The 24,375-nt window shown below is 44.4% G+C and carries 20 protein-coding genes and 1 pseudogene; 17 read left to right on the top strand and 4 right to left on the bottom strand.

The features are described 5' to 3' along the window. Window positions 1-3 precede the first annotated feature (3 nt). The 3 genes from FC51_RS09850 (at window position 4) to FC51_RS09845 (ending at window position 2,668) form a co-directional block, all read left to right on the top strand. The gene (locus FC51_RS09850) at window positions 4-996 is read left to right on the top strand and encodes a D-2-hydroxyacid dehydrogenase (protein ID WP_171031861.1); all 993 of its coding nucleotides are present in this window, start codon (window positions 4-6) and stop codon (window positions 994-996) included. A gap of 26 nt (window positions 997-1,022) precedes the next feature. Further along, the gene (locus FC51_RS12660) at window positions 1,023-1,157 is read left to right on the top strand and encodes a hypothetical protein (RefSeq protein WP_260154702.1); all 135 of its coding nucleotides are present in this window, start codon (window positions 1,023-1,025) and stop codon (window positions 1,155-1,157) included. Between the two features lie 101 nt (window positions 1,158-1,258). Further along, window positions 1,259-2,668 (top strand): autotransporter outer membrane beta-barrel domain-containing protein, encoded by a 1,410-nt coding sequence (locus FC51_RS09845; protein WP_057910219.1) that lies wholly within the window; start codon window positions 1,259-1,261, stop codon window positions 2,666-2,668. Window positions 2,669-2,828: 160 nt separating this feature from the next. Here FC51_RS09845 and FC51_RS09840 read toward each other — a convergent pair whose 3' ends face one another. Next, window positions 2,829-4,154: a dihydrolipoyl dehydrogenase family protein gene (locus FC51_RS09840; RefSeq protein ID WP_057910220.1), complete on the bottom strand. Its 1,326-nt coding sequence runs from the start codon at window positions 4,152-4,154 to the stop codon at window positions 2,829-2,831. 175 nt (window positions 4,155-4,329) lie between these two features. Between FC51_RS09840 and FC51_RS09835 the strand changes: the two genes are divergently transcribed. After that, window positions 4,330-4,836, top strand: coding sequence for a pyridoxamine 5'-phosphate oxidase family protein (locus FC51_RS09835; protein ID WP_057910221.1), 507 nt, complete (start codon window positions 4,330-4,332; stop codon window positions 4,834-4,836). Window positions 4,837-4,871: 35 nt separating this feature from the next. Here the strand turns inward: FC51_RS09835 and FC51_RS09830 are convergent, their stop codons facing one another. Beyond that, window positions 4,872-5,105: a hypothetical protein gene (locus tag FC51_RS09830; protein ID WP_057910222.1), complete on the bottom strand. Its 234-nt coding sequence runs from the start codon at window positions 5,103-5,105 to the stop codon at window positions 4,872-4,874. 137 nt (window positions 5,106-5,242) lie between these two features. On the opposite strand from FC51_RS09830, the gene FC51_RS09825 reads away from it, so the two are divergent. Continuing rightward, window positions 5,243-6,277, top strand: coding sequence for a lipoate--protein ligase (locus FC51_RS09825; protein WP_057910223.1), 1,035 nt, complete (start codon window positions 5,243-5,245; stop codon window positions 6,275-6,277). Between the two features lie 152 nt (window positions 6,278-6,429). Here the strand turns inward: FC51_RS09825 and FC51_RS09820 are convergent, their stop codons facing one another. Further along, window positions 6,430-7,464, bottom strand: coding sequence for an Abi family protein (locus FC51_RS09820; protein WP_057910224.1), 1,035 nt, complete (start codon window positions 7,462-7,464; stop codon window positions 6,430-6,432). Between the two features lie 352 nt (window positions 7,465-7,816). Here FC51_RS09820 and FC51_RS09815 point away from each other — a divergent pair, with 352 nt between their 5' ends. From FC51_RS09815 to FC51_RS09805, 3 genes are all read left to right on the top strand, one after another. Beyond that, window positions 7,817-9,607, top strand: coding sequence for an ABC transporter ATP-binding protein (locus FC51_RS09815; protein ID WP_057910225.1), 1,791 nt, complete (start codon window positions 7,817-7,819; stop codon window positions 9,605-9,607). Window positions 9,608-9,787: 180 nt separating this feature from the next. Then, window positions 9,788-10,270, top strand: coding sequence for a glutathione peroxidase (locus FC51_RS09810; protein ID WP_057910743.1), 483 nt, complete (start codon window positions 9,788-9,790; stop codon window positions 10,268-10,270). Window positions 10,271-10,285: 15 nt separating this feature from the next. Continuing rightward, window positions 10,286-12,847: an ABC transporter permease gene (locus FC51_RS09805; protein ID WP_057910744.1), complete on the top strand. Its 2,562-nt coding sequence runs from the start codon at window positions 10,286-10,288 to the stop codon at window positions 12,845-12,847. A gap of 53 nt (window positions 12,848-12,900) precedes the next feature. Here FC51_RS09805 and FC51_RS09800 read toward each other — a convergent pair whose 3' ends face one another. Next, window positions 12,901-13,749, bottom strand: coding sequence for an alpha/beta hydrolase (locus FC51_RS09800; RefSeq protein WP_057910745.1), 849 nt, complete (start codon window positions 13,747-13,749; stop codon window positions 12,901-12,903). Between the two features lie 269 nt (window positions 13,750-14,018). On the opposite strand from FC51_RS09800, the gene FC51_RS09795 reads away from it, so the two are divergent. The 9 genes and pseudogenes from FC51_RS09795 to FC51_RS12705 all read left to right on the top strand — a co-directional run. Then, window positions 14,019-14,651 carry a type IV toxin-antitoxin system AbiEi family antitoxin domain-containing protein gene (locus FC51_RS09795; RefSeq protein WP_138491131.1) on the top strand — a complete coding sequence of 211 codons (633 nt, stop codon included), beginning with the start codon at window positions 14,019-14,021 and terminating at the stop codon, window positions 14,649-14,651. Then, window positions 14,648-15,487, top strand: coding sequence for a nucleotidyl transferase AbiEii/AbiGii toxin family protein (locus FC51_RS09790; protein ID WP_057910747.1), 840 nt, complete (start codon window positions 14,648-14,650; stop codon window positions 15,485-15,487). The genes FC51_RS09795 and FC51_RS09790 overlap by 4 nt, the downstream gene beginning before the upstream one ends. Window positions 15,488-15,942: 455 nt before the next feature. After that, window positions 15,943-17,010, top strand: coding sequence for a hypothetical protein (locus FC51_RS09785; protein WP_057910748.1), 1,068 nt, complete (start codon window positions 15,943-15,945; stop codon window positions 17,008-17,010). 31 nt (window positions 17,011-17,041) lie between these two features. Beyond that, a complete protein-coding gene (locus FC51_RS09780; protein ID WP_057910749.1) occupies window positions 17,042-17,227 on the top strand; it encodes a hypothetical protein in 186 nt (61 codons plus the stop codon). Window positions 17,228-17,254: 27 nt separating this feature from the next. After that, window positions 17,255-18,127 (top strand): SseB family protein, encoded by an 873-nt coding sequence (locus FC51_RS09775; RefSeq protein WP_057910750.1) that lies wholly within the window; start codon window positions 17,255-17,257, stop codon window positions 18,125-18,127. An 18-nt stretch (window positions 18,128-18,145) separates the two neighbouring features. Next, window positions 18,146-18,334, top strand: a complete 189-nt coding sequence (locus FC51_RS09770) for a hypothetical protein (RefSeq protein ID WP_057910751.1) — start codon at window positions 18,146-18,148, stop codon at window positions 18,332-18,334. Window positions 18,335-18,358: 24 nt separating this feature from the next. After that, window positions 18,359-21,274 (top strand): KxYKxGKxW signal peptide domain-containing protein, encoded by a 2,916-nt coding sequence (locus FC51_RS09765; protein WP_057910752.1) that lies wholly within the window; start codon window positions 18,359-18,361, stop codon window positions 21,272-21,274. Between the two features lie 93 nt (window positions 21,275-21,367). Continuing rightward, a pseudogene (locus FC51_RS12710) lies at window positions 21,368-24,154 on the top strand (MBG domain-containing protein); the annotation flags it as partial. Window position 24,155: 1 nt separating this feature from the next. After that, window positions 24,156-24,375 (top strand): MBG domain-containing protein (locus FC51_RS12705; protein WP_420865354.1); only part of this gene is annotated, 220 nt, incomplete at both ends.

Raw genomic sequence — 24,375 nt, 5'->3', positions numbered from 1 at the left:
GTTATCTTGAAAATATTAATGTATAACGTTCGACCAGACGAACAAACCCCACTTGATGCCTGGGTTGAAAAAAATGGCATTCAAGTCGATACCAATTCAGTACCGCTGAACGCAGAAACCGTTGACCTTGCCAAGGGATACGATGGCATTGTCATCCAGCAACACGGGCCTGTCGCCGACCCAGCAATTTATGAAAAGCTCCATTCATTTGGTATCAAGCAGATTACGTTGCGGATTACCGGCTATGAAATCATTGATTTTGACCAAGCCAAGAAAAACGACTTGGTGGTGACCAACGTGCCGGCTTATTCACCACGATCAGTCAGTGAGCTTGTTTTGGCTGACGTCATGGGGCTTCTGCGTCACATCGGCGAAGTCGGCGAACGTGAAAAACATGGCGACTTCAGTTGGAAAGGCGTTGAAGCTCGGGAAATTCACACCTTAACGGTTGGCATTATTGGCGCCGGCAAAATCGGCAGCGCGGTTGCCCGAATCTTCCGAGCACTCGGTGCCACTGTAATTGCGGCGGATCCGATTCATCGACCAGAGTTAAACGACACGTTGACCTACGTGGACCACGAAACAGTTTTCAAAACCGCAGACATTGTTACCATGCACACGCCGTTGACCGATGAAACCCAGCACATGATTAATGCGGCCGTTTTAAAAGAAATGAAGTCGTCAGCGATTTTCATCAATGCCTCACGGGGACCGGTTGTCGATACTCCGGCGTTGGTTGCTGCGCTTGAAAATAAAGAGATTGCAGCTGCAGCTATTGATACATTTGAAGGTGAAAATACCATTGTGGGTCAGGATTTGACCGGCCAAGAAATTGATAACGACAGCTTAAAGAAGTTACTGGCAATGCCAAACGTTAACGTCACCCCACACATTGGCTTTTATACTGAAGTAGCGGTTCAAAACATGATTGAAATTGCGTTAAATGATGTGGTCACGATTTTGAATGGTGAAAAGAGCCCCCATGAGGTCGGGTAGTGTGATTGTTTTAGCGGAGGGACATTATGTCAGGAACTGAGTTTGCGGTGTTGATCTTGGCAGCCCGTGGTAAATTCTATACAATCGACAAAATAACCACTCAGCCGAACGGTTTGGGTGGTTTTTCTATACATATAGACGATATGAAGGACTTTGAGTGATTCATTCAAACAATTTAATTATAAATTTGCAATTTTAAGCTTCATTTATGACATAACGACTATTCTATGAAGAATCAAAATAATTAAAGGGGTCACAATTAATGAATAAACCAATCAAATTACTCTCAACAATCTTGATCAGCACCGCACTACTTGGAACCATCTCATCCGAAATCGTGAGTCAATCTACGGCTTATGCCGCAACATCAACTACGAAGAAGTCTAAGCCGACTTCAAAACCTGGGAAAAAGCCAACAGGTTCTGCGCCTGGTCAGAGTTCGGAATCTGATGCCAAAAGAAGTGGTCAGTTAAGTGTCAGTTCAACCCAAACGGTTTCTTCAAATCAGGTTAACAGCACGACAGCTAACCAGTCAGCAATCTATGTTCATGATGGCGGGAACTTGACCTCGGAAAACACCACTGTTTCTAAAACCGGTGATACCACCAGCGCCGACAATAGTAACTTCTTTGGCCAAAATGCTGGTGTATTGGTCACTAAAAATAGCTCAGCCACAATTTCCGGCCTGAATGAAACAACTGATGCTGTTGGTGCCAATGCAATATTTGCAAGTGGAAGCAACGCCAAAGTTACGGTTTCGTCTTCCAACATTAAAACCAGCAAGAGTTCTTCTCGTGGCTTGGATGCCACTTTAAAGGGAACTGTAACCGCAACTGATACGAATATTTCCACACAAGGCAGTCATTCAGCATCAGTTGCAACCGATCGTGGCGGTGGAACAGTTTCAATCAATAAGGGAACTTTAAGAACTTCGGGAGATGGCTCACCAATTTTGTATTCAACCGGAAATATTTCGGCAAGCAACATCGATGGTGTCGCTTCTGGAGCTGAAGCAGCCGTTATTGAAGGGGACAACAATATCACGGTCAATGATTCAACATTAACCGGATCAAAGAATAATGGTGTGATGTTGTATCAGAGTCAATCAGGTGACGCAGAAACAGGAACTGCTTCATTTACCATGACAAATGGATCACTGACTTCAAAGGTTAAGGCCGGGGCAAAAGGAACAACCAACAATACCGGTGCATTATTCTATGTGACTAATACGGATGCTAAGGTTTCTTTGACAAACGTTAAGTTAAGCAATGCATCAAATACACTAATCAGATTGGCCAGTGACCGCTGGGGAACAAGTGGTAAGAACGGTGGTAAATTAACATTTAATGCCAATAACCAAACCCTTAAAGGGAACGTTCAGGTCAATAAAGGAAGTTCACTCAAGCTGTTATTGAAAAACGGTAGTGAACTGACCGGCAACATTAACAAGACAAAGACGTCTGGCACTGTTAGCCTCACCATTGACGGATCTTCCACTTGGAATGTAACCGGAACGTCACACGTGACGGTACTCAAGTCAAGCAAGGCACATTTAAAGAACATCAAGTCAAATGGGCACAATGTTTATTACGATAAAAGTAACAGTGAAAACTCATGGTTGAATGGCAAGACATACAGTCTAAATGGCGGCGGAAAGTTAGTAGCAGAATAATTAAAAAGTGCGACAAAGGCTCGGATAAACTCCGGCATCTATTTTCATCTACGGAATAGTCAAAAGAAGGGTTACGACACAACTGTCGCAACCCTTCTTTTGACTATTCTAGTGATATGTTTGACAATGGCACGAACTTGGAAACAACAGTTCTCAAGTCTTAAATCTGGCCCCAAGCATCTGCCGCAATCGTAGGGAACAGTGTGACCAGTCGTTCCAGTTGAGCTGGTTCAAACTTGAACACGATTGCCGGTAGGAAGGCGTTAATGGCATCTTCTGCCTGGTCACTGATTTCAGTGGCGCCCACCAGGTGGTTTTGCTTATCGTAAATTAAAGCGTTATCGCCAATTGATTCCTTGGTAACTTGACGATACCAGTCGTCTGGCAAATGATTTTCCTTAATTGTCAGGTCGTCTTTCTGAGCTTCTTCAACCGAAACGCCGACTTTGGCGATTCTCGGTGATGTGAAGACAACTGACGGGATTGCCGGGTAGTCAATTGGGTCGCTGGTATCGCCGGCAAAGACGTGCATCAAGTAAGTGGACTCAAAAATCGCGGTTGGAGTCAGCTTTGGTTGATCTTTGTCAATAACGTCGCCTGAAGCATAGATGTTATCAACGTTGGTCTCGAGGTGATCGTTGACCTTGACGCCTTTTTCGCTGTAGTCAACGCCGACTTTATCCAACCCAATTCCGTCAACGTTTGGAACCCGGCCGGTTGCGTCTAAAATCCAGTTGGTTTTGACCGTTCCACCGTCGTAGTTGACGGTGAAATCTCTGTCGTCCTGCTCGAAGCTGGTTACATTGGCATTGTTAATGAAGTCAACACCTCGGGATTTCAAATCAGCGACAATTTGTTCAACGTATGGCTGGTAGAACTTTCGCAATACCTTGTCGCCGTGGGTGATAACAGTTACTTTGGCGCCAGCAGCGTTGGCAATTGTGGCAAATTCCAAGCTGATGTAGCCGGCACCGATGATGGTAATGTTGGCCGGTAAATGAGTCAGGTTCATGAAGTCGGCACTGTCGTGGGCTAATTCGGTGCCTGGAATGTCCAAACGGTGTGGATGTTGACCGGTTGAAATCACAATGCTTTCAGCGGTGTGTGGTGTTCCGTCTACCATGACGGTGTGGGCATCTTCAAATGTCCCACGACCCTTGATGATATTGATGTTGACCGACTTCATCAAGCCGCCGATCATGTCAGGTAAGCCCTCAATGACTTCTTGCTTGTGCTTCTCGTTGGCGGTCCAGTTAATTGCCAAATCACCGTTGACAATGCCCTGCATTCTTTCAGTTAAGCGGGTAAGCGCAACTGGTGCATCCAACGTGATTTTAGCGTTACAGCCGCGGTTGGGACAGGTGCCGCCGATTAAGCCGGATTCGATAACGCCGACTTTCTTGCCGCGGGCGGCCAATGGAATCGCCCCATCGAAGGTGCCGTGGCCGCTACCAATGTATAAGACATCATAATCATAATTTGCCATAAAATATTCCTCCCAATTCTGCTCGGAAACGGTTACATCTACAACTACTAAAATCGTAACCTGTAAACCGATTGTGCGCAACGAATTGGTTTGGAAATTTTGGCTGGGCAAAAGTGTCTATGTACGAGGTGATATAAAATGACTATACTGAAGACAAATCAAAGGAGCTGATCGCATGCGTAGAAAAGATCGAGAAGTAACGGCTATTGATGAAATCAAGCAAATACTCAAAGATTCCCACGTCATTCATAGTGGGTTTCGAACGGATGACTATCCATACGTGGTCCCGACTAATTTTGGCTATGAGTTTAATGATGATAACAACTTAACCTTATATATTCACGGCGCACCGGTCGGCACCAAACGCGAGCTGATTCAAAAGGATGGTCGAATGGGCTTTGAAATTGATGATGGCGGCCAATTGATGGTGCCAAAGGATCCCAAGCAAAATACTCCCAGCTTTGCTTATCGAAGTGTGATGGGTTATGGGGATGCAGAATTAGTCGAAGATCCAGAAATCAAAAAGCACGCGCTTCAGGTTATCCTGGCACATGAAACCGGCCAGAAGTTGAGCGATTTTGATGTTTCTGAGAAGACGATTGAATACGTTGGGATTATCAAGATTGCTGTGAAATCATACACTGCTAAGGCGCATGGCGGTGATGATCCAGAATTTAAGTAGTAAAAAGCATTGACCAAGTTGGTGAGGTCAATGCTTTATTTTTTGGTTTTATCGTGTTTTTCAGCTTCATTTTTCCAAAACCAACCGGGAATTGAAAGCAAAAGCCCCATGGCTACTGGGATGAAACTATAAATTAACGCACCAGTTGAGTGGTCGCCATGCCACCACATGAAGTAGCAAAGTTCAAGAATGGTTAAAATCAGCCCGACGATTGGCACTGTAAAGATCAAATAGTGAATCATTCTGTCACGGAGTTGGTGCATTGTCATTCAAGTCATCTCCCTATATGGTTATTATAACTTAATGCAAATAATGCGCAACGGTGTATACATTTTTCGACTTTCGTTCTATCATGATGGTAGCGGTTCCAGAACTCACTGAACAGATTGGAAAGGAAGGCGCTTTTATGTTCTTTATTGATACATCAAGAAATGGCAAACCAGTCTATGATCCGATTGTGAATCAGTCTTTGGATAATTATTTAGTTAATGATTTGAAGCTGCCTGGTCACGGCTTAATTATGTATGTGAATCAACCAGCAGTCATCGTGGGGGTTAATCAAAACGCTTATGCAGAAGTTAACATGCCTTATTTGAAAGAAAAGGGCATCAAATTAGTTCGCCGGACATCCGGTGGTGGCGCGGTTTATCATGATTATGGCAATATTATTTTTGAAAACATAGTGATTAACGACGATGAACACTTTGGCGATTTTAAATATTTTGCCCAACCCATCATTGATGCGCTGCACGACATGGGGGCAACGAATGCTGAAATGCGTGGCCGAAATGATATGGTCATCGGCAACCAGAAGTTCTCCGGCATGACGATGTTTAAAGTTGGCAAGTCTTATGCAGCTGGCGGTACGTTAATGTTTGATTTGGACATGGACGTGGCCACTAAAGTCTTGACGCCTGAAAAAGACAAGTTGGAATCCAAGGGTGTTAAGTCGGTTGAAAGTCGTGTGACAAACGTCAAGCCGTTCTTGAAACCAGAATTCCAGCAGTTGGATATTGAAGGGTTTAAGAAGCAGTTACTGCTTAGGTTATTCGACGCTAAATCATTGGATGATATTGAAACCTATCATTTGAACGATCATGATTGGTCAATTATTGACGACCGATTGAAGGGTAAATACGATACCGATGAATGGAACTACGGCAAGAATCCCGGCTTTGATTACTACGTTTCCAAGCATTACGATATCGGCACGGTTAGCTTTAATTACTCATTGAGCGGCAATCAGATTTCTGATATTAAAATCTATGGTGACTTTATCACGGGTGGTGATATTTCAATTATTGAAAAAGCCCTCAAAGGCGTTGAACTCAGCGAGGATGCACTGGTTGCCGCTTTGAATCAAGTTGATATCAAGGCGAACCTGGGGGATGTTTCTGCGGAAGAATTGGCGGATTTATTGCTGGAGAAGACTGAGATTTAGTTGTGGTGATGTTTTTTTGGAGAGTTCCAGTATAACCAGGTGGAACTCTTTTTTTCATGTGCACGGGTTTTCATAAATAACTGAAATTTTGGCTTAAAAGCGGACGACCAATTGGTGATACTTTTCCTGGTCCCAAAATATCACAATATAGACTATGATTCGTTCTTTGTAGAAGATTCAGATAACTGTGTTTTTAATTCTTTGGGAATGTCAGTAAGGTCTAGCTCCATTGCATCAATCAGATATTGTTGATCGTCGGGATATTGTTTTAAGTAATTTTCAAGCCTGATGGTCAACCATGATTGAAGTTCCACATATGGATCCTTATTTTTGAAAACAAGTAAGGATTTATATAATGTGCCTAAGCTGCTTCTGTAAAGGCCTCTGTTAAATTTTCTCCTCGAGATGGGTAAAATCTGTTCTCGATAAATAAACGGGGAATAGTGCCGGATTCCATGTCGAATTGAACGATGGTTGTAAACTCTACCTCCGTGAGCAGTCAAGTTTCTATAATCCAGGTAGAGTGCCAATAAGTCTCCAAATGCTTGGTTTAGATTGAATAGTTGATCCATTTCGGGATATAAATCAGACTGGATTCCAAACATCCTGGCAATGACCCTTTCTCGAATTGATTTCTTAGAGAGCTGAAACCAGTAAATACTATTTCCAAAGGTAAAACTTTTGATCATAATCCATGGTGGAATATTCCCATGAACATCTCGATAGTATTTGTATGGCTGATAGGTTGACCTAAGTGTTTTGTTAAAATTTTTGATGAGACCGTCTCTGTCTGTTGCATTGTGACGATAACTTTTTCCCACATTATAATGCAATTGTAATGTGTATTGGTTTTGATCATCTGATATATCGCGAGCAATTACATAAGCCAGATGTTGCTTAAAAATTTGTTCAAACTGGGCTAGAGTCTGCAAAGTCAAGTCCCGTAGTTGCTTGTCCAGATTGTACAGTGCATAGATGTGTTCGAAAGTCGTATTAGGTTTAAATCCTTTATCATCATTTTGAGGATCAATCATAAATTTATCTTTGTACCCATTTATAATTTCATAGTATCCATAGTCGCGTAAAATATTGGCGTCTGCATCTTCGTTTAAAAAAATCATATTTCGTTTTTTCAAAATATTGATCTGGTCCTCGATCTGTCTGAATGGTTTCAAGTTGTCTCCCATAATGGAATTCCTTTCACGGCAAATAAAAAAGCAAGCCCAGAATTAACTGGGCCTGCCTTAGTGGACCGCAAGCGGTCATTGATTTGATTAACTAAATCATACATGAAGTATCATGAATCGTCAATAAGGATGTTTGCCGGTAATTATCTGAAGGTATGAATATTTATTTTTCATTGTAAAAACACTTAACTTGCATTTTTGTATTTGTTTTTTGTTAGTCGAACGAGACTTAATACAAGTATAAATAAACTTAGTTAAGCACACACAGTCAAGCTAATCCGTTGACCTCACCTACCCATTCGTGGAATAATATACCGTCATAAGTAATGCGGTAAGATACGGGGGTGAGGATATGAAACAGGCACCAGATCACAGTGACGACGAGGTTCAATCCGGCGTGACGATGATGGGGATGTTCAAATTCGTTTTTGGAACAGTCCTCAAGCGGCCGTGGATTTTAATCGTGAACGTTGTCGTGCTAACCGTTCTGTCGTTAATGGATTTTTTACTGCCACAATTTAATCAGTACATTATCGACCACGTTATTCCAAATAAAAGTACCGCCCAACTGGTTATCGTTGTGGGCTTGCTGCTGCTCACCGTGACGATTTCGGGCATTTTCACGTATATTTCTACTTATTACATGGGGGTCATGAGTCAGGGTGCAATTACCAACTTGCGAAATCAGCTGTATCAATACCTCATCAGGTTAGATACCCATTTCTTCGAATCCAGTAAGACGGGTGATTTGATGGTCCGGCTGACGTCGGATATTAACAACCTGCAGAACCTGATCTCGCCAAACATGTTATCGTTGATTGGCAGCTTGTTCACGTTTGTCGGCGTTCTGGGGTTTATCTTCTTTGTTAATTGGGAAATGGCCTTGGCTGTCAGTTTGACCTTTCCACTGATTTTTATCGTTGTCCGTATCTTTAGGACTCGGATTCGAAATTCCTATCGAAAGGCGCGCCAGTCCCAAGCGTTAATGACCAATCAGCTGCAAAACACCTTGACCCAAATTCAACTGATTAAGAGTTATACAACTGAAGATTTGGAATCACGACGATTTGATAAATTAGCCAATATGAACAAGGATAATATTATTGAAGCAACGCGAAATCAAGCGATTTTTTCACCATTAGTAACATTTATTGAATATTTGGGAACGGCAATCGTGCTGTTCCTTGGAACTTTATTTGTCTTCAAAAATCAGTTGACGGTTGGACAATTGGTGGCCTATTTAAGCTATGTCGGGATCTTGCAAAGCCCAATCAGTGCATTTTCCAGACTGCTAAATCAGTTCCAGCAGTCACTGGTTTCATACGGCCGCATTGTCAGCATCATGGGTCTGAAGCCGGCGATTGTCGATGACAAGGATGCCGTAGCGTTTCCAACCATCAAATCAGGTGTCAAATTCGATCATGTCACATTCTCCTACGCCTCGGACGAACCGGAATCAAGTCATAAAGCCGCAATTCGAGATGTCACATTTGATATTCCGTTTGGCAAACAGACTGCACTTGTCGGCCACTCGGGTGCTGGGAAGTCAACGATAACCGATTTGCTGGATCGCTTGTACGATGTGAACAGTGGCCAGATTTACTTTGACGGCATCCCGATTAACCATATTAAGTTAAAGTCACTGCGCCAAAATATCGCCATTGTGTCCCAGGATATTTTCATTATCGACGGCACGATCGCCGATAATATCCGCTACGGAACGCCAGGCGCCAACGAGGAGCAGATGTGGGACGTCGCCAAATTGGCCGATATTGATACATTTATCAAGAGCCTGCCTGATCAAATGAAGACCCAAGTTGGTGAGCGCGGAATCCGATTGTCCGGCGGCCAAAAGCAACGGATTGCGATTGCCAGAGCGTTACTGAAAAATGCCCAGATTGTTGTCTTGGATGAAGCAACTGCTTCGCTGGACAATGAGTCGGAAAAGACGATCCAACATGCCTTGGAAAACCTGATGGAACAACGGACATCATTGGTCATTGCCCACAGGTTATCGACCATTCATAATGCAGACCAAATTTTGGTAGTAGATGATGGCAAAATTGTGGAGCGGGGCACGCACGATGAGTTGATGAAGGAAAACGGCTACTACAAGCAATTGTACGAGGCCCAATTCGAATAGCGTGAATTTTTGTGCTTAATAGTTATATACGTAAATTAGATGCGTTGCATTTAAACAAATATATGAAAAGAAATTTGTTGCTGAATCATTTGTTAATGATGAGGCCCAAAAACAAAACCAGTTTTGTTTTTGGGCCTTTTAGTATAAACTAATCTTAAATACAGAAAACAGGTGAACAAAATGAAGACGATTTATGATTACAAAGAAACCGAAATGAGCGGCAAGACCATTGATTTAAGTGCCTTTAAAAATAAGGTCCTTGTGATTGTGAATACTGCCAGCAAATGTGGCCTGGCCCCTCAACTTGAGGGCTTGGAAAAATTGTATAAAAAGTACAAGGACGACGGCCTGGTCATTTTGGGCCTGCCTTCCAACCAATTTCATCAAGAGTTGGATACCGATGAGGAAGCTGACGACTACTGCCGCATTCACTACGGCGTCACCTTTCTAATGACTCAGCGGGTTGCGGTCAATGGTGCCAATGAAGATCCGTTGTTTACCCATCTTAAAGAACAATCCGGCCATGGCAAGATTAAATGGAACTATACGAAGTTTCTCATTGGCAAGGACGGCACGCTGATTCACCGATTCGCACCGATTACCAAGCCGGAGTCGATGGAAGAAGACATCTACGCCGCACTTAACAAGAAAAATGTTATCTAAAAAGAAGGTGGGAAGTTGAATTCAACTTACTTTAAAGCCACCATTCGAGAAATCACTTACGCTTGGGGTAAGTTTATTTCGATTGTCCTAATTATCATGCTTGGGTCCTTGCTGTATGTCGGGATTCGGGCAACGGGACCTGATCTGGATCATTCAGCCGACACCTATTTTACCCAGCAGCACCTTGGTGATCTCAACGTCACTTCGACGCTTGGATTGACGCATAAAGACCTTGATCTGATTCAAAACGCCCAACACGTTCAAACGGCCGAAGCCAGTCACATGGTGACGGTTAAAAAGTCGCAAAGCCAAGTGGTCCAGATTTATTCGTATTCAAAAACAGCTCAGTTAAACAAGCTCAAAGTCGTCTCCGGTCATTTGCCGCGAAACGCCAACCAGATTGTCCTTGATAAGAAGGCCACTGGATATCAACTGGGTGATACTTACCGGCTGCCAAAGACGACTGGGTTACGCCACCAAACGTTTAAAGTGGTTGGCTTCGTCAATTCGCCGTTATTTGTCAGCTCCACGGATCGTGGCACCACCAACGTTGGCAGCGGTGAAGTAGATTATTTTGCCTATGTGCCTAACCAGGCATTTAACCAGTCAGCCTACGCGACGATTGCGGTGCGCTTTGACAACACCCAGGACCTGGCTGCCGGAACCAGCAAGTATAACAAACGAGTCGACCAAGACCAGAACCGGCTGGAAGACCAACTCGCCAACCGTCCAGAACAGCGGCGTCATGAAATAGTCGGACCTGCGCTGACCAAGGTCAATTCCCAGTTAGCAAACCTCCAGCAACAGGAAAAGCAGCTAAATGCCGTTCCCAAGTCTTATCAGACCACCAGCACCAAGGCTTCAGCAGCCAAGTTGAGCGCGGCCATCACCAAATTGCAGGCCGCCAAACGTGAGCTCAATCAAACGCCACAGGCGACATATCTATATAACGATCGGACTGCCAATGTCGGCTACCAGGACTATTTTGACGAGTCCAAGAGTATTGCCGCAATTGCGGTTATTTTCCCCGGCTTCTTTCTCTTTATTGCTGTCCTGATTACCTTTACCACGATTTCTCGGATGATTGAGAAGAATCGACGGGAGATTGGCCTGATGAGGGCGCTCGGCTACACCAAGGGATTTATTTCTATGAAGTACGTTATCTATTCGATTTTGGCCGGTGTGTTGGGTTCCGTTGCCGGTGGGGTGTTTGGCGCGCTGACGTTGCCTAAATTTATTTTCAGCATGCTCAGTAATAATAACTTGAACCAGTATCAAGGGGTGATTCCGTGGGCGTTTATCATTGAAGCCATTATCGCTGGCCTGATTGCGACTCTCGGGAGCGCCACCGTGGTGCTCATCATCAATTTGCGGGAAAAGCCAACCGAGCTGATGCGCGAGCGGGCGCCCAAAGCTGGTAAACGGATTTTGCTGGAGCGGATCAAGCCGCTGTGGAATCGGATGAACTTCAATCAAAAAGTCAGTTATCGAAATCTGTTCCGCTACAAGACTCGGATGATGATGACGATTGTCGGGATTGCTGGTTGTACGGGCTTGATGCTGGCGGGATTTGGCATTCGCGATAGCGTCAACGACTTAGTGCCGGATCAGTTCAATCAAGTTCAACACTATCAGGGAGTTGTCACCCTATCCAGTTCAAATAAGCATATTCATGATAAAAATATCGACGCACAGCTGCCGGCAATGGTCCAATCAATTACGGTCTCACCAACCAAAGGGACCAAGCGAAATGCCACGGTTACAATGGTCGCTCCAAAATCGACGACTCGTTTTAGCAAGTATGTGACCTTAACCAACTCCAAATCGGGTCAATCAGAAAAGTTAACCGATGAAGGTGTTATCATCACCGAAAAACTAGCCACTGATATGGCGGCCAAAAAGGGGAGTGTCCTCTCCGCCAAGCTGGGTAACAAGCTCTTCAAAGTCCGGGTTGCCGGAATTACTAAGAACTATGCCGGCCACTACCTGTATTTGACGCCCAAGTATTTTAATCAAGTTGCCACAACGCGTTACACACCGACGGCCAGACTGCTCAAGCTCAAGCAGGAATCGGCTGCTCAGCGACACACCACCAGTCGCAATCTGCTCAAACAAAGCGGTGTACTCAACGTGACTTATCCAAGGTATGCCAGCAGTTCACTTGGCACGGTCGGCCTGAGCTCGGTTGTGCTGATCTTTATCGCATTGTCCGCCGCATTGGGGTTAGTAGTTCTCTACAACTTAACCAACGTGAACATCTCCGAGCGGATGCGCGAACTGTCGACAATCAAGGTGCTGGGCTTTTACGATAATGAAGTCACGGCCTACGTCGCCAGAGAAAATGTTGTTTTAACGTTAGCCGGGATCGTTTTCGGCTGGTTCATCGGCTTGATTTTGCACCACTTCATCATGATTAAGGCCCAGACCGGCGCGATCTTGTTCCCTTTAACCATTCATTATCCGGGATATATTTGGTCGGCGGTGCTGACGGCTTGCTTCAGCCTGATTGTCGGCGTGATTACCCATTACAAGTTGAAAAATATTGATATGTTGGACTCACTTTCATCTTCAGAATAAATCGTTTCATCAAAACGACCCGCAACCACCTCAAAATGGCTGCGGGTCTTCTTTTATGATTTTCCCCACAAAAATCGAATCAGTAATCGGTCCACTTGGGGATTGTTATGAAGCTTGCTGTGCTGGGCGTTGGGGCCAACAATTCGTTTTTCCTGATATGATTTTACTTGTGGCAACAGGTATCTCAGAGACTTCGAGGACGCATTGCTGACGTCGCCGTCCGAGTGCGTGCCGTCATTTTTGTCGCCGTAAATGTTCAAGACTTTCAATGATTTTAATTGCTGATCATGTCGTAATCCCAACAGCTCGCGGTAATGGCTGTTAATTTTGGTCGGCTCACCGTCGGCCTTTAATTTCATCCGGTTCGGCGCATCGTCCATTCCAATAATGCCGTTAAAGTGCCCAGCAATGTCGACCTGTTTTTGAAGCTTCGGCAGCTTGGTGTTACCGGCGTTATCCAGTAGGTAGAAGACGATCGACATGTTGCCGACGGAATGGCCGACCATGTTGAACTTCTTGATGCCATAACGTTGCTGTAATTTGACCACCACATTTTTGGCCCATTTGGCGTCGGTGTGATAGTTGGGGTTGCGGTTATTCAAATAGTTGACTTCAACAATCGGATGCCGATCGTTAGGTTTGAAATTACCAATCAACGTGACCTTGCCGCTATTGGTGACGTCCGCTCGAATGACCGTCTTGGTGACGCCGGCGGTCACTGCTGCCTGCGCCATATGATTTTCGGCGTGATAGCTACCCCCAAAGCCATGGAAAAACAGTGTGGGAGTGGCCTTGCTGGCACCGGCAATTTTGGGTGTTTGCGTGGCTGACATCGAGCAGGCGCTGAGAAATCCCACGATTAATAGTAAGCCGCTGAGTACGGCCAGTCCTCTTTTTTTCATGTTCCCCTCCTGATAACTGCATCTTTTGCCGCTAATTATAAACGGATTTGCGGAATTGGAAAGCAAGGTGCACTGGAAAAAGCCACCTAAGTTTGATCAGTGGATGAGAGCAACCAAATAGTTGAAATGAATATTTTGACTCCTTTCTAGTTTTAGAAATATATGTAATGGTTTATTAAAATAAGATTACACCAGACTACTATTGTAATGATGAAATGGAATTCAATTACAATACTTAAAAATTATGATATACTTTCGATGAGGTGATAATGATGCAATCAATCCACAGCAAATTGAGATCCTATTATTCTCAACTTAATGAAGTAACAGAAAAGCTCGATCAAGATCAGCTATTGGTTGCTTCAGAACTGACACCATTTCAGAAAAGTATTGCAAAGGATATGGTGAAGTCAGGTCTCTTGGAGGATATGGATGAACGAGTCTATGCGACTCACGATGTACCAATCGATGATATGTTGATGCGGCAACTCATTTTGGGACAGGGAATATACACTGGAGACACAGCACTTTATCTATGGGAATTGAGTGAAAACTTTCCTTATACGATTGAAATGGCGGTTCGCATGGGATATCAGGCACCAAGTCGACGATATCCTGATTGGACGCAAAACGTTCAGTTCAAACAAGTTCGTGAACCCCGACTCAGTGAGGATGTGCGAGAAATCTCGGTGCCGGACACGACACGTAAGATACAGGTATACTCACCTGAACGGGTATTAGTTGAGATGGTTAAGTCACCAGATCATGATATCGAAGCAATAAAATTTGGCTTTAATCAATATTTGAAATCATCACAAAAAGATTTGGGGACGTTACTTGAAGTTGCTGAACGTTTGAATGTGCTTGAAAAAATTCAATCACTTGTGGGGATTCTTCTATGAATGATAAAGAACTACGTGACCGGCTGCGTGATCAGCTGAAAAATATTCATGCTCAGACTGGAATTAATACCACCAGTTTACAAAGAAAGTATTTCATTGATGGTTTCTTGAGCTTACTGGCGACATCTAAATATCAATCACATTTTATTTGGAAAGGTGGGATGGTTCTTTCAGCAGTCACTGGCGTTCATGAACGAACAACGATTGATCTTGATACAATGGTTGAGGGTGTCAGTATCGAATCCGAAAATTTAAAGAAGATGTTCAACGAAATTATTGCCGAACGAGACTATCACGGAGTAAGGTATCAATTAATTGATATTCAACCCATTCAAGAAGAAAAAGAATATGTTGGACAACGCGTTCGCTTTCAAGCCAGCTTGGCAAAAATTAAAGATTCGTTTCATTTAGATGTGGCTACTGGTGAAGTGCTCATCCCGAGTGAAGTCAATTATGCGTATAAACCGTTACTGGGGACAGAAACGATTAATCTGTTAATCTATCGGCCAGAACGAATGCTAGCTGAGAAACTACAAACTGTGTTGTCCAGACGTAGTGCCAATACGAGGATGAAAGATTTTTATGATATTTATATTTTGATGACGACCGAGATAATTGATTTCAAAATCCTACAGACCGCTTGGACGAGAGTATTATTGGAACGTGAATCCCAGGCCGAATGGGAGGAGTGGCACTCGATCACAGCCCAAATCAGAACATCAGTACGGATGAAATCCTTATGGCAGGGGTATGCAAAGAAGCATTCTTTTGCAGAAAATATTAGTTTTGAAAGCACAGTGGCTGCCATCAACAACTGCCTCAGCAAACTCCAATAAACCCACTCCCGCTATCTAAATTCACATATAAAACATGGCTCCCAGCAGAAATGCTGGGGGCTTTTTTCGTGCCGACAATGCCCGTCAACCCGCAAAAAAATGCGAACACATACATAAAAGAATGCTTACTAAAAATCATTACCAATCCTTAATATGTTCAATGAACCGCGGTATATCAACACTTTTCCCCAGCCACACATCTTAATATCATCACTTTCTTAAAAAATTAGCATATAGTTTTATATTTTTTATTTTCTGCAAAAAAGTGCGGACAAAACCAGTTCTATACGTATAGATATATATTCCCGTTAAATTAGAATTAGGAGTGTAAATAAATAACCGTTAATGAATATTGAGGGGAACCCAATTCATACATAAGCACATGGACGGGGATCCAAGCGACGGTTTTTCATCTATTTATATTAACTTTTTTAATTGGATGGGAGGAATTAGTGATGTCAGAAGCTGAGGGAGCCGCGCGACAAGTTCAGAATTACGCGGAGATTCATTTTATCACCCGCGATGGCGATGAAATTATTGAACCGCTGAAAATTTTCCGAGCTGTCAGCGAAGAGTATCACATCGCGTTACCAATCTTAAACGGCTACGTCTTGGTCAACAAGCCGCAGCACCTGACCAGAGTCATGGGCGTCCAACCCGCGATCATCAATCTGGTGTACGGCGAGATTGGCTCACTGCATATCTATCACGGGCTGACAGATATGACAGGCGAATTAATACCGTTGCAAAATGGCGACGAGCCCGATCAGGTCGCCCCCGTCAAATTACCAGATATCGACGAGGACCATCATTACTACGTCATGGACGAGGAGGGAATTGGCGAAGAAATTACCAAGGTCAATAACTACCAACCCGCAAACCCGACGTCAAAAGTCAGCTTAGTCAGCTTGACGGATGCCGAAAAAGCCAGGGTGGACAAAATGGAACGTGAGTTAAGCGAAGGTGATAACGAACGTATCTTAGATTTCGATAATTTGAAGAGTGAGCTTGAAAGACCGTTGGATGAATTCGACGACGATGAGCCGGATCACGAATCACCGTTCGGACAAGCAACTTATCCGGGGGATGAGGAACCGGAAGATGAATCGAGCGACGATCAACCAGCTACTCCAGAAAATGACCAATCGGAACCGTCACCCGAGCAGCCCGATCCAACCGAGCAGACGCAACAACAGCCAAGCTCACCAGTTGAAAGCTCATCGGAATCGACATTTGAACCAAATCCGGCACCACAAGCCGAAGCCTCAAGTCCACAAGTACCTGAAGCTCAAGCCACCAACGTTCAAGTTACCGAAGCCCAACCAACTGACGCAGCCGCCAGCCAAGAGCCAATCAGCACCGAGCCGCAGCCAACACCAATCAAGCTTTTGGCCCACGCGCTTCGACTGATCAGCCAGAGCCTGGCAGACACCAACGATCCAGCAGCCATTTCTGGATTGACAAAATCTGCCGATCAGATGTTGTCCGCCATCCGCACCTTGGCCAATCTCGATCACTACTAATGTCGCAACAATATAAATGGGGGAATTCAAAATGCAAACAGAAAATGATATCGAATCACTGGCCAGCATCACACCAGTTAAGGTTCTCAGTCAAAGCATGAACAACGTTGCCAAAGCAATTGATGACGCTGCCGAAGATGGCAATAAGCAACAAGTCCTCAAGCTGGTTGATTCAGCTGAGTCACTACTCAAAGCCATTTCACAGCTGAATCAATAGCTGCTCGTATCGCAAGGGGGGGATCATATGATGGAAACTGATTCAGCAACCAATAACCATCCGGTACAGCAGCCAAAACAGCAGCATGACCCAGACCGTCATCCAGACGGCATCATGTCATTTCGGACGTCCGGCTTCAGTCAGCGGCTTCAGTCCTTTATGAATCAGCCGATGGATCCGGAGCTGGAACATCGCTTCGCCGCTGCCTTAATGGAAATGAGCTTTTACGCGCCGGTTCAATCCGGCCGCAGACACGCGTCAGCCAAACAACCGCGACCGGCATTTACCTTATCGGTTGCCGTTACGACTTACCTGGCTGATGGCTACAAGTACATTCCAGTCTTCACAGATTTGGCAAAAATGCAACGGTTCATGGCTGGATCACCCAACATGGATCCGTTCCGATCGTTTGAGTTCACCAGCAGTGAGCTGATGGAAGAAGCCGAACAGTACAATCTGAAAGGGATTCTGATCAATCCGGGAGAACAAAGCTTTCCGTTGACCCTGGAGTACTGGGATTACATTCACCAAGTCGCACCAGTCGTCGCCTCGCAGAATCAAGACGAAGACTTCAAGTACCAATTGATCAACCCGACGCCTACGAAGCTTGAGGAAACTTTGAGCCAGTCGCTTCGGCACATTCGCAAAGCCAAAGCAGCTTGGTTGATCAAGCTAAAGCCCAATAACGATAACAGCTATCAATACACAGTCCTGGTCGATTATCGCGGCAAACCCAACGACTTTGAAGTGAAGGTGTCCCGCAAGCTCGCAATGGCCGCGCACCGCTATCTGCCATATGGCGCCGACATCATCGTCGGTCGCCTGGAAGGGCGCTTAGGCGATGAGGTCAAACACAATGTCGACGCCTTTTACAAACGGACTGGTTGGCTATCTTCATAAATCATTGGGGGGTATTAAATGGAAAAATTTGGACACACTGTTCCAAGCAAACGACAAGCAACCAAGCATCAGACGCTGGTTGCCGTGTCGGTCGCACATGCCAAACAAAAGCCGACCGTTCGGATGACCGATCTGAAAACGACTTTTGAAGTGGATGGCATCGTGGACGTGGGGACCTTTCCCCGCATGAAACGAATTGAGAAATAACAATATTTTAAGGGGGTATCATTCATGAATAGATACAAATATAACTCACGCTTGTATCGTGACAGCTTGGAAAAGCAGGAACACTACAAGCTTTATAAGAAGGGCAAGCTGTGGTTGGTTGCCGGCATTTCTGTCTTCACTTCCGGCCTGACTTACAGCATGTTAAGCTCGCATCCGGTACACGCCGATACAACTGCAACCTACGATGACGCCAACACCCAATCGGTGAGTGACGTTAGCGCGGCAACTGCAACGGCAACGCAACCACAAGCTGACGTTACCAGCACCAGCCAAAGTTCAGACAGTTCTACGACAACGGCTGCCAACAGTTCCAGCACCACAACCGGTACGGACCAAGCTGCAACCGCCAGCTCAACACAATCAGCAGGCGCCACCAGCAGTTCCACGACAACACCTGCCGCATCTTCAAGCAGCGACACTCAGTCGAGTGATGCCAGTGCCTCAAGCGTTGGCCGAACTGCCACCTCTTCATCGAAGTCAACCAAGATCACCAACAAGACTTCTAACGATCTCAAAGTGAAGAAGACAACTCCTAAAAAAGTCACTAAATATACTAAAAAATCTGCTCAAAGTATCGTTGCCCAAGCCAACAAGCTCATGCAATCAACTCAAAAGCAGATTGAAAAGGGAAACGCTGCCGCCAATGCCAAAGCTGACGACAACATCCCAACTGATGACGCTTTAACCGCAATCGGCACTCACCAAAAGGCCCAACAAGCCCAAGTCTTGAAGACGGTTAAAGCTGCCCAAAAGATTGCGGTGAAGAACAAGAAACAGGCCACCATGAAGCTGAATTCGGCCCTTGCAGTCGTTGCCAACATGCACGATGAATTGAACCAGGCAACCGCTCTGGTCTCCGCAGACAAAAAGGGTGTCCAAGCCCACGTTGTTGCCAACGCCAAAGCAGCATACGACAAGGTAAGCATGCCCAGCGGCACTTCAGCCAAAGTCGATGCCTATGGCGACTTAATCGTCACGGCCAGCAACACAAAGACCTACAACAAAGTTCTCGCCAGTTTACATAAGCAGGGGTTGACTGGGAGCTTTAGGCAGGTGGTGGATCCGCAGCAGGCAATGTCATTGACGTTGAGCGGGCCTGATGGTGCATCAACGATTGATGCTGATGGCAACATGGATATTGATCAGACTAAAGCCAATGCGCTCAGTGGTTCAACCATTACTGCTTCTTTCAATATTTCCGGTAACAAAGGAGATAAATTCTTTATTACTGTTCCAAGTGTTAACAGTTGGACTGACGGATCAATTGCAACAAAAACGACCAATAGTGATGGATCATCAACGATCACGTGGACACTCGATGCCGATGGATCAACAAAGAATGAAACCATTACCTTTGGTTATGGTGGGAACTATGCTGACAGCTATGACAATATTGCTAAGTCTCCTGATACTGGTAAATTTATTCCAGGTTCAAACAGGACTGGAGCAGGTTCTTACAATGGTGGTGTCCCCGATGGCTTGATTATTCCAGTTACGTATGGTGGAACTAATCAAAATACGCAGTATAAAAAAATTACATTCAGCAATAAGCAACAATTTCGTGCATTAACTGTCGGTTCATTACAGTCAACTACCACAAAAAAAGCAGGGCAAAATTATATTTATACTTTTGGATACAATGGATCAAATGATTTCGATAATTTGGGCGCTTTAACTGCAGTTATTGATTTACCAACAAACTTTGTGTTTGACCCAGATGAGACGGAATATGTTCAAAAGAATAGTTTCAGAACAGGAATCGACGTAAATACATTTAAAGTTCTTGATGGTAACAAGCTAGAAATTACTGTTGGTGGCAAGAATAACTTTAATGCTTTCTCAAATGGTAAAGTCTACTTTGTTGGTCATTATACAGCTGGAACAACAGGTAATCAGACTTTCAATTTAGAAAGTGTTAAGACTGCATATATGCCTGATTCGAGTGGTAACGCTCCTGTTCTGGCCGACAATGGTGGTGAAAAACAGTTTACATCTGATCCGACTGGTCAAGTTACATCGACCCAATCTGATTATAATTCAGGCCACACTTATACTCTTGACCCGCAAAAATATCCAAATTTGTCATTAACAGATACGATTACGACAAAGGACGTAACCGTTTTAAATACAGGGGCGTGGGTTAACACTTCCGATTCATTAGTGATCGGCGCAACCACTAACACTAATAATATTTTAGGCAATTTTACAATGGCAAATTTTGGGAACACGGCGATTGATCCAATCTTTACTTTCAAGATTCCGGATGGAGTAGAATCAACTGGAATTAATTTACCTCTAAATGAAGCAGGCAATTCGAATTGGCCAAAAGATACTACCTATGACGTTACTGTCAACTATAGCAATAACGCGTCGCAGTCGTTTACTGGTCTAAAATCTGGAACAACTGTTTCGTCTATTGATGGTACAGATGTTCAATTGATGCAGATTCCAACTGGCGCGCATGTCACCAGTTATGTTGTCACACAATCTGAACCGATTCAACCGGACAATTATCTGGGGTATTTTGACGCAATTTCCAATGGTGGAGAAGCGTATTATGTCGGTTCTAGCGAAACAAACGATAACGATGCAATGACCTATGCTTTCACGCTTTTGGGGAATGTTGGTACGGATCCGGCATACCCTGTTTCAGATGGGCAGAAGATGTCAATCGAGATGGATTACTCAGATAAAAATTCGAATTATTCATCAAACGGTATATTGTCATTCACTGCTACCAAAGATGCTACTACCGAATTAACATTAGGCAATGATTCAGATTTACCATCGCTTTTACAACCTGGTCAAACATACACAACTGTAATTGGTGCATCATATGGGACTTCTAAAGATAGCGTAGTGGGGGCTAACCTTAACGCAAATGCATATCGTGATAGCCAAGGAAAGGTTATTAATTAGCCCTCGGCGACAGATCTAAATGATCAGACAGGTTTTAACGGAAATAGTCGATCAATTTACGAACCTGTTATCTATATCACTACACCAGCACAAATGAAATTAGTTCCTGATTCTGTAACCGGACTTCCAATAACTGAAGACGGTGCAGGCTGGACAGTCAAACCAACTCCAAAAGTAACATCTTTTGTTAACAAGGATGGTTTGACTGTAACAAAGCTGGACTATACGGGAACCGGATTTGAATGGACGCCTATCAATCAAAACATGCTTGTTTCATTTAAGGTAAATGATGATGCGGTTTCTGCGTTTGTTCCGTGGAATAGTTCAACAGCAACTGGTGACGGAAGCTTTAACGGTGTTAATTACGTTAATACTCGTGACTTTAAGGACAGTGGACTTACGTCAAGTAACAATGCTGCTACAAAATTCGGAACATCAGGTGAATCAGTTGCTGTCGTTATGGTACAAGGAAAAGAATTATCAAATTCTCTTCAAACAAGCCAGGCAGATTTACAAAATCTGTATATTGAGACGGCAGATGGGCAAAAGATTACTGGATTATCTGCTATTCAAAACTACCATCCAAACTCAAATGGGGCAGCATTACTTACAAATAACCAGTCACTCGCAGGGACGGTTTATATATCCGCTCCTCAAAGCATGATCCTTCAGGGAACCATTCAAGATAACCAGCACGCAGGAACAAGTTTTAGTTCTGAAGGAATTAACAACCCAGTTCCAAATGACAAACAAGCCATTCGGCTCCGTTTAGCAAACAACACATCTAACACAAGTAATAATGTTGCGGGCGTTATCAACTTACCAACAGAAGTTACTGAAAACTCGGGAGATACACCGGGCAAGTTTGCACTACAACTTACAGGTCCAGCAACTGAAGGTAAGAGTGCTGCAGGTGATTCGACTAAGACCCTTTATTCAACGGGAAAGCTTACCTTATCAAGCGACGGTAAATATGTCACAACGGCCAGTGGGCACAAGTACTACTTTAATTCTGCCGATGGAACCAGTGACACGACAGCTGATGAGTTGGTAGATGCATCAGCCGTTAAGGACGGTGATTGGTCCAAGATTGTCGGAATTGTGACGATCATGCCGAAACTTGGTGCTCAAGACCAGGCTGATACGATTCTGCCTGTTAAGGATCCAAACAGTGCCAATGACAAAGGTAAGAGCGTCACGATCCCAACTTACTTCCGTGCTGACAAATTGAACAACGTTACCGGTTCAATTAAGGATTCGTTTGCTACCACTGCTGCCATTAAGAACGTGGATCAAGATGGCAAGGTCATTAATGGATACCCTGGATCAACTGGTGGATTTGACAAGGATGGCAAGGCAACGCCACCAACTGGTGTTGCTGGCTCATCGATTGCCAACAATGTGCCAACGATTCCTGGTTATGTATTTGTTAATACCGATGGTGATACGACTATCAAGCTCGATGGTTCAGCCGTTGCTGTTAACCACTTCCAGGTATCAAAAGCAGATTTGAAGACTTCAGATGGCAAGACACTTGATGAAGCACTTGGTGATACTGCTGAGAATACCGGTGCAGCAACTGCAACCAGCACCAATGACATTACCTTCAAGACGACCGATAAGGATTTGGCAGCTTCTGGAACTTACAAGGTTACGGGTCCGGATGGTAAGGATTACGATACCCTCGCAGAAGCACTGGTTGCCAACCCAACCTTTGACTTGAAGTCCGATGCGACTGCTGCAACACAGGTATTTACAGTTACTTACACTTCGACACCTGTCGATAAGAATTCCGTGGTCTTGAATCCTAAGGATAAGTTCTATGATAACGATGCTTCAACTGACCCAACAACATTTGACGTCACGCTTGCTAACGGTGTTAAAGCACCAACTGCGGGATGGACTGCAGCCGACTTTGATACGACTGGTATTACCAGCCAGAACGTTGGCGAATATTCAATTACTTTGAGTGATCAAGGATTGAAGGATCTGCAGGCCGCTAACACTGACAAGATTATTACCAAAGATGATGTCACCGGAACAACCTTCACAATTAAGAAGGCACCACTGACCATCACAGCACCAACCTTGACGAAGCAATATGATGGCAATCCAATTGATGCCAGCAAGGTGGTTGCAACCGTTGATGGCAAGCCGAAAAACGGTGTTGATCCGAAGTACACCTTAACTGATGTAAGTAAGGATACTGAAGTGGGTGAATACCCAATTACAGTGACTGAAACGGATGCGGACAACCCGAACTACGCCATCACAGTTGTAGCTGGAAAGCTGACAATTACACCGGGTATCGTTGCTGGTAAGGTTTCAATTGACGGGGGCTCCAAGACTTATGACGGGGATGCAACCACTGATCCTAAGACATTCACAGTGAACCTGCCGACAGACCTGAAAGCACCAAGTACTTGGGAAGCCAGCGACTTTGATACAACAGGTATTACCAGCCAAAATGTTGGTAGTTATGACGTTAAGTTGAGTGCAGCAGGAATTGCGAAGTTGAAGGCGGCTAATAAGAACGTCACGATTAGTGATGATGATATTACTGGCGGTAAATTTACAATCAACCCAGCCAAGATTAAGATCACGGCTCCTTCAGCTACTAAGTCTTATGATGGTCAACCATATACTGGCGAATTCAAAGCAACAGTTGATGGCAAGCCGGCTAACGGCGATGATGTCAAATATACCATGACCGACATCAGCAAGGACGTTAACGTTGGTGAGTATGACGTGACAGTCACTGCTACCGCGACCGACAACCCTAACTACACGATTGAGACGGTTCCTGGTAAGTTGATCATCACACCGAAGTCAGAGACTGGGACGGTCACAGTTAAAGGCGGAACCAAGGTTTATGACGGGNACTTTGACGCTCAAATTACCAGTCAAAATGTCGGTAGTTACGATGTTACCTTGAGTGCAGCGGGAATTGCCAAATTAAAGGCGGCCAACACCAATTACACGATTGATAATTCTGAAATTACTGGTGGTAAGTATACGATTACCAAGGCACCAATTACGATTACCGCTCCTTCTGCAAGCAAGACCTATGACGGTCAGCCATACAGTGGCACCTTTGAAGC

Origin of the sequence: Lentilactobacillus parabuchneri DSM 5707 = NBRC 107865 (assembly GCF_001435315.1) — a bacterium.
GTDB lineage: Bacteria > Bacillota > Bacilli > Lactobacillales > Lactobacillaceae > Lentilactobacillus > Lentilactobacillus parabuchneri.
Note: the sequence above shows the minus strand (reverse complement) of the source record. Positions and strands in the feature narration are given on the sequence as shown.

What these genes read in the sequence shown, in the direction of transcription:
- FC51_RS09790 (WP_057910747.1), top strand. Translation starts at nt 14,648, where the DNA reads ATGAATGATAAAGAACTACGTGACCGGCTGCGTGATCAGCTGAAAAAT.
- FC51_RS09830 (WP_057910222.1), bottom strand. Translation starts at nt 5,105, where the DNA reads ATGACAATGCACCAACTCCGTGACAGAATGATTCACTATTTGATCTTT.
- FC51_RS12660 (WP_260154702.1), top strand. Translation starts at nt 1,023, where the DNA reads ATGTCAGGAACTGAGTTTGCGGTGTTGATCTTGGCAGCCCGTGGTAAA.
- FC51_RS09835 (WP_057910221.1), top strand. Translation starts at nt 4,330, where the DNA reads ATGCGTAGAAAAGATCGAGAAGTAACGGCTATTGATGAAATCAAGCAA.
- FC51_RS09775 (WP_057910750.1), top strand. Translation starts at nt 17,255, where the DNA reads ATGATGGAAACTGATTCAGCAACCAATAACCATCCGGTACAGCAGCCA.
- FC51_RS09845 (WP_057910219.1), top strand. Translation starts at nt 1,259, where the DNA reads ATGAATAAACCAATCAAATTACTCTCAACAATCTTGATCAGCACCGCA.
- FC51_RS09815 (WP_057910225.1), top strand. Translation starts at nt 7,817, where the DNA reads ATGAAACAGGCACCAGATCACAGTGACGACGAGGTTCAATCCGGCGTG.
- FC51_RS09795 (WP_138491131.1), top strand. Translation starts at nt 14,019, where the DNA reads ATGATGCAATCAATCCACAGCAAATTGAGATCCTATTATTCTCAACTT.
- FC51_RS09825 (WP_057910223.1), top strand. Translation starts at nt 5,243, where the DNA reads ATGTTCTTTATTGATACATCAAGAAATGGCAAACCAGTCTATGATCCG.
- FC51_RS09800 (WP_057910745.1), bottom strand. Translation starts at nt 13,749, where the DNA reads ATGAAAAAAAGAGGACTGGCCGTACTCAGCGGCTTACTATTAATCGTG.
- FC51_RS09765 (WP_057910752.1), top strand. Translation starts at nt 18,359, where the DNA reads ATGAATAGATACAAATATAACTCACGCTTGTATCGTGACAGCTTGGAA.
- FC51_RS09820 (WP_057910224.1), bottom strand. Translation starts at nt 7,464, where the DNA reads ATGGGAGACAACTTGAAACCATTCAGACAGATCGAGGACCAGATCAAT.
- FC51_RS09810 (WP_057910743.1), top strand. Translation starts at nt 9,788, where the DNA reads ATGAAGACGATTTATGATTACAAAGAAACCGAAATGAGCGGCAAGACC.
- FC51_RS09780 (WP_057910749.1), top strand. Translation starts at nt 17,042, where the DNA reads ATGCAAACAGAAAATGATATCGAATCACTGGCCAGCATCACACCAGTT.
- FC51_RS09840 (WP_057910220.1), bottom strand. Translation starts at nt 4,154, where the DNA reads ATGGCAAATTATGATTATGATGTCTTATACATTGGTAGCGGCCACGGC.
- FC51_RS09785 (WP_057910748.1), top strand. Translation starts at nt 15,943, where the DNA reads ATGTCAGAAGCTGAGGGAGCCGCGCGACAAGTTCAGAATTACGCGGAG.
- FC51_RS09770 (WP_057910751.1), top strand. Translation starts at nt 18,146, where the DNA reads ATGGAAAAATTTGGACACACTGTTCCAAGCAAACGACAAGCAACCAAG.